Below are 14,071 nucleotides of genomic sequence, written 5' to 3'. Positions count from 1 at the left end.
CATTTTTTGACGTGACATTTGTGACACTTATCCCAGTTGTGCGCTAAGCTGATACTCAAGCCGGTCCTGAATACTGTAGGAACTTCTTAGGTGGATGTTGATCCAAAAGAGAAGATCTGGAGTATCAAGACAAAGGAATCGGGTAATAACAAAAAACTGGCCCGGAACTTGCTGAATACAGACTAAGACCAGAGGGTAGTCGGTCTGCAATCAGTACCACGACAATAAGCAGGCGCAAGCTCATCAATCAAGAGCTGACGCTGGGAGGAGGTGCGACATGGGTACATCAATTTTTTCCCCGGGGCGCGATATTCACCATTTCATTCACAAAGCCAATGCGATTAAGTCATTGTCTAAGGCGGAAGAGTTAGAGCTGAGTCGCCGTAGCAAGCTCAATGATAAAGAAAGCATTGAAAAGCTGGTGTTAGCGAACCTGAAAAGCGTGATTTGGATCGCATACTCCTATCGTGGTTATGGTCTTCCTATCGCTGACTTGATTCAGGAAGGCACGGCAGGGCTTATGAAGGCGCTAAAAGGTCATGATCCTGACCGTAACATCCGTCTGTCGACCTTTGCGGCTTACTGGATTCGTGCGGAGATTCACAAATATGTGATTAAGCACTCGCGCATCATGAATGTGGCGACCAATAAAGAGCAGCACAAACTGTTCTTCAAACTCCGCGCAGAGTTTAAGGGCGTGTCTCTGTCAGAAGCAGAAGTCGATGATATTGCCGAACGCTTAGGGGTTTCCCGTGAAGCGGTGAAGGAGATGGAGCTACGTCTGAAAGGCAAAGACATGAGCTATGTCGAGTTCGACGAAGGGCGAGATGACGATGGTTTTGACGGTGATACAGTACGCAGTCTGGAGAGCAGTGAGTTCAGTCCAGAGCGGATGTTCACTGAAGAACGTAGCTGCAAAGAAAGCTCTAAAGCACTGGCGAATGCTCTTGCGACCTTGGAGCCGCGCAGCCGTGACATCATCGTATCGCGCTGGTTGACCGATAATAAAATGTCGCTGCAAGAGTTGGCCGATCGCTACGATATTTCTTCTGAGCGTGTACGCCAATTAGAAGCCAAGGCATTGAAAGATATACAGAAAATCCTTCTTGGTCATTGAGTAAAAACGCGATTTTCTCCCCCCGCCCCCGCATAGCCTATGCGGGGGCAAACGTGTACAATGTGCCGCCGTGTGACTTCAGCATGACAAGCTTTTTACGCTTTGATGACTGGAGTGTCCCGATCAACATGCATAGGAAACGACTGCATGGAATCTCCAAGCACTATTGTGAAATCGACGAATAGTCTATCCAGAGAACTCATGCGCCTAGGCGCGGCAGTACTCTTTGTTCTGTTAGTTTATTTTGTTGCCAAGGGACAGGCAGCAGAGATCGCCAGCCATAGTGGCTTGTTGATCGTCGCCTCGGTGTTTGGTGCTTATATGGCACTGAATATCGGTGCCAACGATGTGGCAAACAATGTTGGCCCTGCTGTGGGCTCCAAAGCCCTGAGCATGGTAGGCGCGATTCTGATCGCCGCGATTTTTGAAGCTGCAGGCGCCTTAATTGCTGGTGGTGAAGTCGTTAGCACCATTAAGAATGGCATCATCCAACCGAGCAAAATTGGTGATGTGAATCTGTTTGTATGGGCCATGATGGCAGCCTTGTTAGCAGGTGCTCTGTGGCTGAACTTGGCCACAGCTATTGGTGCTCCGGTCTCTACCACCCACTCTATTGTTGGTGGTGTGTTGGGTGCAGGGGTGGCTGCTGGTGGTATGGAAGTAGCAAACTGGAGCCAAATGGGTGGCATTGCGGCCAGCTGGGTGATTTCCCCCGTGCTTGGCGGTGTGATTGCTGCGGCTTTCCTCTACCTGATCAAGCGTACCATTACCTATAAGGCAGATATGTTGGCGGCTGCTAATACCATGGTGCCTGTGTTGGTTACGGTGATGGCTTGGGCATTTGGCAGCTATCTGCTGTTGAAGGGCACAAAGAATCTAATCAAGTTGGATTTTGGTCAGGCATTGATTATTGGTGCTGTGCTGGCAGGGATCATTTTTATGCTGGTACGTCCGATGATCCGTAAGGCCTCCAGCAAAATGGCCAACAATAAAGACAGCATAAATAACTTGTTTAATATCCCGTTGATTTTTGCTGCTGCGCTACTCAGCTTTGCTCACGGTGCAAACGATGTTGCTAATGCGATTGGTCCATTAGCGGCGATCAATGAGGCATTGTTACATGGTGCCATCACTGAAAAGGCTGGAATTCCCCTTTGGGTGATGTTGATTGGTGCGCTAGGTATTTCTGTGGGGCTGGCGCTCTACGGTCCTAAGCTGATCAAAACCGTAGGAAGCGAGATCACTGAGCTGGATAAGATGCGAGCTTACTGTATCGCATTGTCTGCTGCTTTGACCGTCATTGTAGCGAGTAAGCTAGGCCTGCCTGTTAGCTCCACTCATATTGCTGTGGGTGCAGTGTTTGGCGTGGGCTTCTTACGTGAGTATTTGAAAACTTCTTACGAAGATATGGTCCGTGAGATTCACTTGCATCACCAGGATGCTAGCCAGGAGGATGTTGATGCCTTCTTGCAGCGTTTTGAACAGGCGGATGTGCGTGAAAAGAAACAAATGCTGCGTGAGCTGAAAGCTCAGTCTGGTGACTCTTTGCTGAATAAGAAGGAAATCAAAGGGCTGAAAAAGGCGACTAAGCGGGAGTTGGTGAAGCGCTCTGCAATTTACAAAATTGTGGCAGCCTGGATCATTACTGTTCCTGTTTCTGCGCTGTTGGCTGCTTTTATCTTCTTCGCTATCCGTGGTTTTATGCTGCCGTAAGCGAAATGCCAGAGACACACAAAAATGCCCCGCTTGTCGGGGCTTTTTTGTGCCTGTGTCCCTATCGTCGTTAGACGTATCGGGCGTTAGTTGGGTGAGTTCGAATGCTGTTGGTCGTGGCGAATATGCTCTTGCTGCACTTCGTTTAATAGTGCACATAGCAAGTTAAAGTCTTTGCCATTGCTGGTGAGGATGCGAGCGTGCCAATACCCTTGTTGCAGGCGGCATAACTCCAGCTCCAATTTGAGCTCCAGGTCTGGGTGCCGCTTGCTGCTGATCCTGGCTTTAATGCGCTGTCCCTGACGCAAAGGGATAACCGCCGGTTGGCGAAAGGAGCATCCACCCGCTGAAATATCTCGCAGTTGTAGCCGCTCATCGGCAATACGCAGGTTAAGCTCATCCCCCGGGCGAATCAGCACTCGATAATGGCGGCGCCGCTGCTCTTCTGGTTCGTTATAGGTAAACATGGTCACTGGGCCCGAATTCGTTCAAGAACAAACTCTACACGGCGATTTTCTGCGCGTCCCTCCGGAGTTTGGTTGGTCGTAAGGGGGCGTGAGTCGGCAAAACCAGTGGCGCTAAAGCGTTTTGCATCTAATCCTTCATAGGCAAAATAGCGCAGTACGGTGGTGGCGCGGACAGCGGACAATTCCCAGTTGGAGGGGAACTTATCGGTGAAGATGGGTTGATTATCCGTATGCCCTTGGATATTGATTTGGAACTCCGGATGTTGCGAGAAAACTTTTACCAGCGCCTCCAGAATTGGATCTGCTTCGTAGGACAGGTCGGTCGAGCCGGGCTCAAACAACGCATGGCCATTAACGCGAATATGCAGACGATCATCCTGTTGTACCACCTTCACTTCTTTAGAGAGCTCAGGGGTGCTGATAATCTCTGACAGTTCTTGCATCACTGCCTGAATCTCAGGGTTTTCCTGGGTTTGTGGCAGGATGACATCTTCTTTCTGAATGGGTTTACGCTCCGTGGGAGCCTCGTGTGGCAGCTCTATAATGGCATTAGTGCTGCCTGCCTGAGTGAGGCTAAAGCGCACCGAGGTAAAGACCTCCTTAAAGCGTTCGATCTGAATGGTGGAGATGGAGAACAGTAAAATAAAGAATACCAGCAGCAGACTCATTAAATCTGCGTAGGTAGCCAGCCAGCCCTGGCTTTCCTCTTCTTCCATCAGGTCGCGTTTGGACATGGCTAGCTGCTCTTATTGAAATTGATAGGCTGACGCTGAGCTTCGGGAATATAGGAGGACAGCCGCTCATAGACATTCAAATAGTTGTCGTTGGCCAGAATGCTAATGGCACCTTCCCGAATAATTTCCAGGTTTTGTACTTCCAGCAGAGTACGGGCTTTCAGCTTGCCTGCGATGGGTAGGAAGAACATGGTGCTCATAACTGAACCATAAAAAGTCGTCAACAGGGCAACCGCCATTGCGGGGCCAATGCTGTCGGGATCATCCAGTTGTGCCAACATTTGTACCAAGCCAATCAAGGTGCCGAGCATGCCGAAGGCTGGGGCATAGCCTGCCATCTTGCGAAAGATGTCCTGCACAACGTAGTGACGTGCCATGAGAGAGTCAATTTCGGTTTGCAGAGTAAGACGGATAAAGTCTTCGGTGGCCGCATCGGCAATCAGATTGCAGGCACGTTTAAGAAATTTGGAGTCGGTCTCAACATTAGCTAAAGCCAACAAACCATTACGGTGGCTGACTTTGCTCAGTTCCAGCATGGTGTGGATCATTTCCTGGGGTTTGGTGCGATCTTGGCTGAAAACAATGAAAGCACCGCGAAAAGCGGACAGCACATCCTTGAACTGAAAAGTCAGTAGGGTGGCAGCAATGGTGCCGCCGACCACAATCATTAAGCCGGGAATATTGATGAAAATATTAAAGTCACCACCCAGGTAGATTGCGGAAACGATCAGGGCTAAGCCTGAGATAATGCCTAACAGGGAGGCAAAATCCATATCTAATACTCCGTCAAAGCGTGCTTACAAAGGCGAATGTTCAGGGTACGACAAAGTAAGCAAAATACAAGCCAAGGCGCTTATGCTATTTATGATCCATTGACCTAGCGAATAGGGTCTCGGGACGAGACTGACAAGGTGCTTTCGTAATTCTCTGGATCGGCTACATTAGTAGTAAAACTATAATAATGCCTTGCTATAACAACAACGATTAAAACAAGCCCAAGAAAGGGAGTGAGCGCTGCCGCGTTTGCTACAACATCCAATAACGGACGAAAAAGGAGAAAAGGGCATGACTAAAAAAGTCGCGTTAGTTACCGGGGGGACAGGGGGCATTGGTAGTGCTATTTGTCAGGAGTTGGCACGCCAGGGTTACCATGTATTTGCAGGCTATAACAGCGGGGGAAATCACGAGAAAGCGAAAGCTTGGCAGCAGGAGCAGCGTGAGCTGGGCTTTGATATCGATGTTGCCTACGGTGATGTGACCAGCTACGAATCTTGTGAGCGCTGTATTCAGGAGATTCGTGAGGTATCAGGACGGGATGTCGATATTCTGATCAATAACGCGGGGATTACCCGTGACGGCCAATTCCGCAAGATGAGTTGGGAGCAGTGGAATGAAGTGCTGACTGCTAACCTTGACTCCATGTTCCATATGACCCGCCTGGTGATCAACTCCATGATCGAAAACGGTTGGGGGCGTATCGTTAATATCTCTTCTGTGAATGCGCAGAAAGGACAGTTTGGTCAGGCAAATTACTCTGCCGCTAAAGCAGGGATTCATGGCTTTACCAAAGCGTTGGCCCAGGAAGTTGCGCGTAAGGGGGTGACGGTGAATACCGTCTCTCCTGGTTACGTGATGACGCCGATGGTTGCAAAAATTGCTCCTGAAATCTTGGAGAAAATTGTTGCTGACATTCCTGTCGGTCGTTTGGGGACACCAGAAGAGATTGGCCAGGTAGTGAGCTTCCTCTGTAGTGATCACTCTGGCTATATCACAGGTTCTAACATTGCCATCAATGGCGGCCAGCACATGTTCTAAGCGGGCTGGACAGAGATAAAAAGGGGCCATGATGTGGCCCCTTTTTCGTTACTGGATCGTTACTGGGTAGATGGCTTTTAATAGCGCTGGCGGGCAATGCTGAGTGCCTGTTGGAAGCGCTTTGGAAGGCTGTCATCGGCACAGGGGCCGGCAGCTAACCATTCCAATTCCAGTTCCCACATTTGTACGCAGAGCGGAGTGGTATCCTTATGACCCTGTTCCATTGAGTCTTGCAGGCGTGCAAGTTGATATTGCATGCGTAAGTTCTGATCTTGTGCAGGGCTGTCAACGCCCGCCAACAATTCCATGCGAATACAAAGCAGGCGGTGTTCTTGCTGCTGCATCTGCATGCGTAATTCGCTATGGCCTTCACGGGCGCTTAGGTAGCGGGATAGCAGCGCTTCGGGGAGAGCATCCTGTGTCAGCGTTGCGTCCGGCTCTTCGCCACATTCTAGACGTTCCAGCTGAGGCAGGACTGCGTAGGCTTGCTCTAAGGCTTGCAGTAAAGGTTGATAGCTTGCTTTGACCAGTTGTTGTTGCAGCTGCTGAATTAAATCAGCGGCCTCGCTATGTTGTTGCTGTAAACGCTTTGGCAATTGTTGCCAACGGCTTAAGCACTCGTTTAGGCGTTCTTCACTCAGGCTGCTTTGCTGCTGGAGTTGTTGTAGCTGCTTAAGTAACTGGATGGCTTCTTGGCTTTCTTGATCCTGCTGGGCCTGGCGCTCTTGGCGGCGTTGTTGGCGCACTTCATCGCGCTTGGCAAACAGTTGGTCACAGCACTGGCGGAAGCGGGCCCAGAGTGCTTGCTCCTGGCGTCGGCGTCCCTGGCCGAGTTCTCTCCAGCGCTGTTGAATGTTTTTGGCTTCCTGAGTGGCTGCTTGTACATCCTCCCAGTCGAGCAAGGCTTCCGCTGCCGCTAGCAGTTCAGTTTTAGCTTGCTCAATGTCACGCTTGCCAGCGTTGATCTGCTGCGATAACTGATCCATCAGTTGGTCAAACTGCTGCTGGCACTGGGCAGCGGCTTCCTTGTCTACCGGAGTCGCTTGTTGCCACTGGTTACGTGCAGTTTGGCGCAGTTGCTCGAGGAACTCCAAGCTCGCCTGTGCAGGTTGGTCACTGCTTAAAAACTGTTGTAATTGCTCGCACAGTTGTTGGCGAATACTGAGGTTAGCGTGCTTTTGTTGCTCACGCTGCTGTACATATTCTTGGCAAGGAGCGTAGGCCGCATCGCTTGCTTCACGGAATGCCTGCCACAGAGTTTGCGCCTGGGGAGAAGGATCAGAGCCCAGGGCTTTCCACTCTTGATTGAGCTGGCGGATACGTTGCAATTGCTGTGCTGGTTCCTGTGGCTGGCTTGCCAGTGCCTGCATCGCAGCGATTAGTTCCTGCTTTTTCGGTACTAAAGCAAAGCCTTGCCAATCCAGTAGTTCCTGTAGCTTCTGCTGAAGCTGCTGCAAACGGTGTTGCAGAGCAAGGGGAAAGGATTCACCCTCGCTGAGTTGTTGTTGCAGTTGTTGACCAATACGGCTGGCGGCTTTACTGCGCCCGGCCTGGAGGTGGCGTGCCATCTGTTCCAGCTTGGCTTCAAGTTGCTGTTGTCCCTGACGCTGTTGCTGACGGGCCTGGCGCTGTTGCTGTTGGAGTTGCTGCAGGTGCTGCTCGAGTTGTTGCAGCAGAGCAGGCTGCGCCAGCTTGGTCGGCCATTGCAGTTGTTTGCGTAACTGCAGCAGGGTATCGACTTCAGGCTGCTGCAGCGCAGCGGCCAGCGCCTCTTGCAGATGTAAGTATTGTTGCCAGTGCTCAAGTGCGAGCGCGATTTGGCGTAGCGACTCGGGCTCGGCGGGCTCGGTTTGCAACTCCTGCCAGGCCGTGCTGAGTTGTAGATAGCGCTGTTGCCACTCAGCCAATTGTGGCTGATCCAACTCTGTCAGGGCGCTTAGCTGCTGGTAGAAGGCATGTTGGGCTTGCTGTTGTTGTTCCCGGGCCTGTTGTGCAGCGGCGGCAGCCTGCTGTTCGGCCAGTCGGGCGGTTTCTGCCGCCTGCTGCGCAAGAATTTGCTGTTCGCATGCTGCAACTAACTGCTGAAAACGCTCCTGCCAGTTGCTGGCCAGTGCCTCGGCAGGAAGTTGCTGCCACTGTTGCTTAAGTCCTTCCAACTTGGCGCCATAGTGAGGGAACCACTGAGTACGGCTCAGGCTAGCAAGGCTCTGGCATAGGTTGTCAGCTTGCTGCTGCAGTTGCTGCTGGGCTTTCTCTGCTTCTTTTAAACGAGTGAGCTTATCCCGAGCTAAGCGTTGCAGACGCTTGTTGTTCTGGGTCTCTCTAAGTAGTTGCTCAATGGCCTCACGGCCCTGGATGCGTTCGGCTGCCTGAACTCGCAGTTCTATTGGCAAGGTACTGCAAGCTAGGGTAAGGAGATCCTGATCTTCCTGTAGCTTACTTAAGGCTTGCTGACGCAAGGGGTTACTATGGGCATGCAGTGCCAAATGCACTAGTAAGTCCTGTTGGGTGATTTGCTCAAGCAGTTGGCTATCAGGGGACTCACTTTGACTGAGGGTTTTTGCCAGCTGGCGTAGGGCCAGTTGACGGATGGACGGATCCTGTTCACCCCGCACAATAGGCAATAGTGCCTGAGGCTGGGTAAGGCGCTCAATCGCTGCCCCGCGTACGGTACCGGCACTATCACCGCGAGCGAGTTCAACTAGGATTTGCTGATCGGCGCTTGCTTCGGGATTCAGCCGTTGAACGGCCTGCAGGCGTACTTCTGCTTTGGCGTGCTGCCATTTGGGTCGAAAAAAACGCGCGAACATAAGCTTCAAACTGCAACCGAGTAGGCGAAAAGGAAGACCTGGTGCGCTGCCGGTGCATTCGGCCACCAAGTTCAAGGGGGCATCATTGTACCCTTGTTTGGCATAGGCGGAAAGTTTGATAAGGTGCCGCTTTTGCGGAATAGTGATGGCCAGGTAGGGATGAGCGAGATGAGGAAACATGGCTGAGTTTAGCTTTTTTTGGCATGACTATGAGAGTTTTGGTATCGACCCTGCCCGTGATCGTCCTGCCCAGTTTGCTGGGGTGCGTACCGATGCGGAATTAAACCCTATCGCCGAACCGGTAGTGTGGTATTGCCAGCCTGCGCTGGATTACTTACCTCAGCCACAAGCCTGCGCCATTACTGGTATTACTCCTCAACAGGCATGGATACAGGGTTTGCCTGAAGCAGAGTTTATTGCCCGGGTTGAGCAAGAGTTAGGCCAGCCGGGCACCTGCGGTGTGGGCTATAACTCGTTGCGTTTCGATGATGAAGTGACGCGCCATAGTTTGTATCGCAATCTGCGTGATCCTTATCGGCGGGAGTGGAGTCAGGGCTGCTCACGTTGGGATGTGCTGGATATGTTACGTCTGGTGCATGTGTTAAAGCCTGACACCCTCAACTGGCCGCAACAGGATGGGCAAACCAGTTTTCGCCTGGAACGCTTAAGCGCCGCTAATGGTATTGAACATAGCCATGCACACGATGCCTTGAGCGATGTGTGGGCGACGCTCGGGTTGGCCAAGTTGGTGAAAGAACGTCAGCCTGAGCTTTTTGCTTATTGCTTGGCATTACGGCAAAAACAGCAGGTATTAGCGATGATTGACTATCGTGCGCTGAAGCCGTTATTGCATGTCTCGGGGCGTTTTCCCGGTAGCCGTTTGCACAGTGCTGTCGTGGTGCCGCTGCTGCCCCAGCCTGGCAACAATAATGCTGTAGTGTTATGGGATTTGAGTCAGCCGGCTGCCATGTTAGCTGAGCTGGAGGTGGATGAGCTGCGCCGCCGACTATACACCCCGAAGGATCAGTTGGCTGAAGATGAGTTGCGTCCGGGCTTGAAAAGCCTGCATATCAACCGTAGCCCTATGTTATTAGGCGTGAATAAGAGCATTCTTAGCCGACTGCAACTGGATGAAGCTGAGTTAAAGGATAATCTTGCCTGGCTGCGTCAGCATCGGCAGCTTTGGCAGCCCAAGCTACAACAGCTTTATCAACAGGCGAGTGAGCTGGAGCGGCCAAGCGATCCGGATCTGCTGTTGTACTCAGGTGGTTTTTTACCGGATTCTGATCGGCGCATACTGCAGCAGATTATCGTGAGCGAGGTGAGTCAGCTTAAACAGAGTTGGCCGTTTCAAGATGGGCGGCTGGAAGAGATGCTGTTTCGGTATCGCGGACGCAATTATCCGGCCAGCCTGGATCAACAAGAGCAGAGTCAATGGCTAGCTCACTGTCGTGAGCGTTTGCTGGATGGGCGAGCCGAAGCCTTAACCCTGCAGGATTTTCGCCAGCAGTTACAACAGCTGGCCGACAGCAATGAGTTGGCGGTTGAGCTACAGGAGGCATTAGCAAAGTATGCAGAGCAGCTGGAGCAATACCTGCAGGACGGCAACTGGCCTGCTTTTATGTTGGCCGATTCTCGTGCAAGCGGAGATCGCTGAGCCTAGTGTTGGCAGCCAAGCCGGACAGGCTGCTGTAGTCGCAGTGCAGAGCTTGGTCAGTCCTCAGCCAGAGGCCGTGTTGATACCTGCAGCACCGGCTAAAACGTCCGTAAGTGAGCAAGCGGTGGTGATTGCCGCTGCACGCTCGCTGCCTGTTGAAGCAGAGGCTGCTGCGATCATTGCGGCATCGGTGAGGAAGCAGGCGCCGACAGAAGCACTATTGATCCCTGCAGCGGCAAAAATGAAGCCAAATAGCGTGGCTACGGAGGAGGCCTTAGTGATTGCGGCGGGGCCGAAATCGACTAAGGCGATCCTCTATCCCACTACGATTGTGGCCGCACCTCGACCCTGATGAGGCGCTGCTGATTCGCTGCCAACAGTTGCGCCAGAGTGTGGCGTAACTCTGCCGGAGTCAGCTTGGCAATCGCTTCGGCAAGCTTCTCGCGACTGGAGAAGTCGTAGGCCTGACGATCCAGCTCCCGCCAATATTCTTCACTTAATTCGCCTAACTGAGTAGCGGGTGTCAGCAGGGTGCTGATCAGAGCCTGCTGATAGGGGCGTAGATCCTCTGCCCGCAGACGCTGCAACTGCTGCTGAAACTGCTGCAAAAATCCACGAAAAGCCTGATTAACCTGCTCTGGGCTGGCATTAGGGCTTTGTAGGGTAAAGCTCAACCCTGGGTGATCAAGCAGTGGGAAGGCAGAGGCAAAAGCAATGTAGCCTAACTGTTGCTCGGTGCGGATCTCGGTATAGAAAGGTGCCTCCAGCAATTGTGCCAGGAGAGCCAGGCGGGCCTGGCTCTCGATGCTGTCATCCTGTCCTTGCCAGTACCAGCTCACACCTAAGTCCGCATGAGGGCTGTATTGCACAATGAGTTCGTCATGCCCGGGTGATAATTGCCGTAACTGTGCACGAGGCACCGTAACAGCCTGACTCCGGTTGAGCAGATGTTGCTGTACTTGCCCGGCTAAACTTTGTGCTTGTTCCGCCGTCAGATTGCCATGGCTGAGCATTAATACATCCAGGGCTTGCCACCATTGGGGAATAAAGTCATGCAAGTCGCTGAGATTCAGTTCCGCCAGTACCGCCAGCAATTGCCCTTCATCCCAGTTGTTCGGCAATAGCTGACTGCTCAAGCTGCCAAGTGCGCGCTGATAAGGGGCTTGCTGATAAGCATTGAGCAGGTCTTCCTGCAGCCCCTTTTTAATCCGTAAAAAGCGGCGAGCATCCCTCGGTTGTGTGGTCATCTGACTGAGCAGCGTGCCAAGCAGAAGTGGCTGCTTATCGTGATAGCCGGATATTTTGAGGGTGGCCCCGCGTAGGTGACGATAGAAATTGACCTCCTGGCCGGCCTCCAATGCAGGGTAAATCTGATCATTAAGGTGATCTTTGATGCTACGAATCATTAACTCAGTCAGCAGGGTATGGCGCGGACTGGCATTGGCGATCGGCGAGCGCAAACTGAGGTAGAGATCAGCTTTAGGGGCACCAAAGCGCGTTTGGCTGGCATGCCATAGCTGAAAGCCTGGCTGCTGCTGTAGCAGGCGCGGCTTTTCATCACTGCTGCCCGTGACAAGGGTAAAGTCGTTGGGAATATAGGGGTTAGCCGCAGGCAGAGCTAATTGACTGTTGAGTGCTGTCTCTGTGCTGATGTCGAGCTGAGCCTTGTGTTGTAGCTGGTAGTCGACTTGATACCACTCACTCTGTTGTTCAGTGATGGCTTCTGGCGCCATCAGCAGCACACTGGCCTGCTCGGGACGCAGCTGTTGCAATAAGGCGTGAATCTCAGCTGCTTGGAAACCGGCGAATTGATAGGGTCGATAGAGAATATCCTCTGCCTCAGTGTCGTGTAGCTTGCGGGCGAGGTAGCTGACCCAGTGCATGGGAGGCGTGCGTTCCTGGAAGCGGAAGTCAATTTCAGCCAGCTGCTGATACTGCTGATAGCGCCAGGCTTCGACCCCTTCGCGTTTAATGAGATCGATATAGGCAAAGATTAACCCCAATAGCTGTGGCTGAGCCTGGACGCCGGCGGGAGTGAGTTCGAGGCTCAATTGCAGGGTGCTGGCGTCCTCTTCATAGTAGCCGGCCCCGGCACTGAGTGAGGTAGCCCAGCCTTGTTGTTTAAACACTTCCAGCAGGCTGCCAGGGCCTTCGTCACCCAGCAGTGCAGCAATATATTGCAGGGGCTTGTTGGCCTCTTGTTTGAGTTGTGATGGTAAAGGAAAGCTGATGATCAGGTTGCGGGTTTGCTTCAAAGGGCGCAGTTGCAAAAACTGTGGCAGTTGCTGCTGTAGATAAAGAGGAGGCAGGCTGCGGTTATAAGGTTGTTGTTGCTGGGGGACTTCGGCAAAGAGTTCGCTGGCCCACTGGCTGAGCTGTTCAAGGGGCTCGCGGCCGAGGATGACTAAGCGCATCCGCTCACTACGATAATGCTGCTGATAAAAATCCTGCAGTGCCTGCTGCAGGCTGAGCTGGGGTTGATCTTTAAGGGTATCCAGGCTGCCTACGCTAAAGCGGCTGGCGGGATGGGCCGGATTGTAGGTTAGGCGTTGGGTTTCATACAGACGACGGCCGTCTTCACGGATTTTGGCTTTGTACTCGGAATCAACGGCTTTGACTTCGCGCTCAATGTAAGTTGGATCAAGAGTCGGAGCAATAAAAAAGCGGGCAAAGCGTTGTAGAGCAGGGTAGAGCTGGGGAGGGTCAATATCGAAAAAGTAATTAGTATGGGTGAAGGCGGTATAGGCATTGTGGTTACCGCCATTACGGCTGATAAAGCTTTGATATTCTCCGGCTTGAGGGTAACGGTCAGTGCCGAGAAACAACATATGCTCTAAAAAGTGTGCCAGGCCAGGCAGGGCGTCCGGTTCATCGGCACTGCCAACGCTAACATCGACTGCCGCTGCACTCTTGTCGGTGGCGGGGTCGCTAATCAACAGAACCTGCAGGCCATTAGCCAGGGTGAGGTTGTGATAACTGCGGTTATCGTTTGGGCTTTGTTTGATGGGGGCAGCCAGTGCATTAAGGCTAAGCAGCCACAACAGGGTAACGGCAAAACGGGCTAAAGTGTGCATACGCCTCCTTTGCGCAACGCAAGGTTAACCAATGAAGACTCGTCCCTGGGGGACGATACATCTAGACCCTTGAAAGTGGTGAGAGTTCACTTGCGGGTCAACCTGCCATGCTTGCAGGGTAGCAGAGTAGGGTTGCAGTAGGGCCAGGCACTGCTCAACGGGGGTGTCGGCTGCTAGCCAACGGCTATGCTCGGTGGGATCCAGTAAAGCGGGCATACGCTGACTAAACTGACCGAGAAAAGGGTTGGCCGGCACGCTGATGAGGGCGCAGGTGAGATAGGCGACATCGGCCAGCCGATACCATTGCCACAGTGCCGCGGCATAAAGTACAGGGTGCTCTGGACTGCTGATAAATACTGGCCAGCGCTTACCCTTGGCATGGAGCCAGTCGTAATAGCCCTGCAGGGGTAATAAACCGCGCTGTTGTTGTAGTGGTTGCTGAAAAAGAGCGTTATCCGCCAGGGATTCTTTGCGTGCGGTAAAGGGTGCCTGGCGTAGATTTTTGATCCAAGATGGCGCGAGCCCCCAGTGTGCCGCGACCAAAGTGTCTGTGGCAGTCTGCAAGGCCAGCCATTGGTAAGGGCTGAGATTATAGCTGGCCTCTAGCGGGCGCCCCAAGGCTTGGGGCGCGGGTAAGCCAGTCTGTTGATACAGGTTGCCCTGACTCAGGCGTCCAGCCATGGA

Annotated in this window: 11 protein-coding genes; 5 read left to right on the top strand and 6 right to left on the bottom strand. The window is 52.6% G+C overall.

Annotation, left to right across the window (positions count from 1 at the left end; translation table 11 throughout):
- Nucleotides 1-277 precede the first annotated feature (277 nt).
- Entirely contained in the window at nt 278-1,117 is an 840-nt protein-coding gene (locus tag Q334_RS0104190; protein WP_027312116.1) for an RNA polymerase factor sigma-32, read from the top strand.
- Between the two features lie 201 nt (nt 1,118-1,318).
- Nucleotides 1,319-2,830 (top strand): inorganic phosphate transporter, encoded by a 1,512-nt coding sequence (locus tag Q334_RS0104185; RefSeq protein ID WP_245593657.1) that lies wholly within the window; start codon nt 1,319-1,321, stop codon nt 2,828-2,830.
- A gap of 86 nt (nt 2,831-2,916) precedes the next feature.
- On the opposite strand, the gene Q334_RS0104180 is transcribed toward Q334_RS0104185, so the two are convergent.
- Genes Q334_RS0104180 through Q334_RS0104170 form a run of 3 tightly spaced genes read right to left on the bottom strand, consistent with a single transcriptional unit; the run spans nt 2,917 to nt 4,804 of the window.
- Nucleotides 2,917-3,297 (bottom strand): PilZ domain-containing protein, encoded by a 381-nt coding sequence (locus Q334_RS0104180; RefSeq protein WP_027312114.1) that lies wholly within the window; start codon nt 3,295-3,297, stop codon nt 2,917-2,919.
- Nucleotides 3,298-3,299: 2 nt separating this feature from the next.
- Nucleotides 3,300-4,031 (bottom strand): OmpA/MotB family protein, encoded by a 732-nt coding sequence (locus Q334_RS0104175; protein ID WP_027312113.1) that lies wholly within the window; start codon nt 4,029-4,031, stop codon nt 3,300-3,302.
- Nucleotides 4,032-4,033: 2 nt separating this feature from the next.
- On the bottom strand, nt 4,034-4,804 hold the full coding sequence (locus tag Q334_RS0104170; RefSeq protein WP_027312112.1) for a motility protein A: 771 nt from the start codon (nt 4,802-4,804) through the stop codon (nt 4,034-4,036).
- 292 nt (nt 4,805-5,096) lie between these two features.
- Between Q334_RS0104170 and phbB the strand changes: the two genes are divergently transcribed.
- The gene (gene phbB, locus Q334_RS0104165) at nt 5,097-5,846 is read left to right on the top strand and encodes an acetoacetyl-CoA reductase (RefSeq protein WP_027312111.1); all 750 of its coding nucleotides are present in this window, start codon (nt 5,097-5,099) and stop codon (nt 5,844-5,846) included.
- 77 nt (nt 5,847-5,923) lie between these two features.
- Here the strand turns inward: phbB and Q334_RS0104160 are convergent, their stop codons facing one another.
- Nucleotides 5,924-8,656 carry a DUF349 domain-containing protein gene (locus tag Q334_RS0104160; RefSeq protein WP_162157415.1) on the bottom strand — a complete coding sequence of 911 codons (2,733 nt, stop codon included), beginning with the start codon at nt 8,654-8,656 and terminating at the stop codon, nt 5,924-5,926.
- Between the two features lie 178 nt (nt 8,657-8,834).
- On the opposite strand from Q334_RS0104160, the gene sbcB reads away from it, so the two are divergent.
- Both sbcB and Q334_RS0104150 read left to right on the top strand, forming a co-directional pair.
- On the top strand, nt 8,835-10,313 hold the full coding sequence (gene sbcB, locus Q334_RS17960; protein WP_051527511.1) for an exodeoxyribonuclease I: 1,479 nt from the start codon (nt 8,835-8,837) through the stop codon (nt 10,311-10,313).
- Complete coding sequence (locus Q334_RS0104150; RefSeq protein ID WP_027312109.1) at nt 10,294-10,665, top strand: hypothetical protein; 372 nt, start codon at nt 10,294-10,296, stop codon at nt 10,663-10,665. Before sbcB ends, Q334_RS0104150 begins: the two co-directional genes overlap by 20 nt.
- Here the strand turns inward: Q334_RS0104150 and Q334_RS17955 are convergent.
- Nucleotides 10,637-13,387 carry an insulinase family protein gene (locus Q334_RS17955; protein ID WP_051527510.1) on the bottom strand — a complete coding sequence of 917 codons (2,751 nt, stop codon included), beginning with the start codon at nt 13,385-13,387 and terminating at the stop codon, nt 10,637-10,639. The two genes, Q334_RS0104150 and Q334_RS17955, sit on opposite strands and share 29 nt — an antisense overlap.
- A gap of 24 nt (nt 13,388-13,411) precedes the next feature.
- Nucleotides 13,412-14,068, bottom strand: a complete 657-nt coding sequence (locus Q334_RS0104140) for an SOS response-associated peptidase (RefSeq protein WP_027312108.1) — start codon at nt 14,066-14,068, stop codon at nt 13,412-13,414.
- Between the last annotated feature and the right edge of the window lie 3 nt (nt 14,069-14,071).

The organism is Balneatrix alpica DSM 16621 (genome assembly GCF_000619885.1).
GTDB classification, from domain to species: domain Bacteria; phylum Pseudomonadota; class Gammaproteobacteria; order Pseudomonadales; family Balneatricaceae; genus Balneatrix; species Balneatrix alpica.
The sequence above is the reverse complement of the archived record's forward strand: the minus strand, read 5'-3'. Positions and strand labels throughout refer to the sequence as shown.

Bases quoted from the DNA above. Each gene is read 5' to 3' on its own strand.
- Q334_RS0104190 (WP_027312116.1), top strand. From the start codon at position 278: ATGGGTACATCAATTTTTTCCCCGGGGCGCGATATTCACCATTTCATT.
- Q334_RS0104185 (WP_245593657.1), top strand. From the start codon at position 1,319: ATGCGCCTAGGCGCGGCAGTACTCTTTGTTCTGTTAGTTTATTTTGTT.
- Q334_RS0104180 (WP_027312114.1), bottom strand. From the start codon at position 3,297: ATGTTTACCTATAACGAACCAGAAGAGCAGCGGCGCCGCCATTATCGA.
- Q334_RS0104175 (WP_027312113.1), bottom strand. From the start codon at position 4,031: ATGTCCAAACGCGACCTGATGGAAGAAGAGGAAAGCCAGGGCTGGCTG.
- Q334_RS0104170 (WP_027312112.1), bottom strand. From the start codon at position 4,804: ATGGATTTTGCCTCCCTGTTAGGCATTATCTCAGGCTTAGCCCTGATC.
- phbB (WP_027312111.1), top strand. From the start codon at position 5,097: ATGACTAAAAAAGTCGCGTTAGTTACCGGGGGGACAGGGGGCATTGGT.
- Q334_RS0104160 (WP_162157415.1), bottom strand. From the start codon at position 8,656: ATGTTCGCGCGTTTTTTTCGACCCAAATGGCAGCACGCCAAAGCAGAA.
- sbcB (WP_051527511.1), top strand. From the start codon at position 8,835: ATGGCTGAGTTTAGCTTTTTTTGGCATGACTATGAGAGTTTTGGTATC.
- Q334_RS17955 (WP_051527510.1), bottom strand. From the start codon at position 13,387: ATGCACACTTTAGCCCGTTTTGCCGTTACCCTGTTGTGGCTGCTTAGC.
- Q334_RS0104140 (WP_027312108.1), bottom strand. From the start codon at position 14,068: ATGGCTGGACGCCTGAGTCAGGGCAACCTGTATCAACAGACTGGCTTA.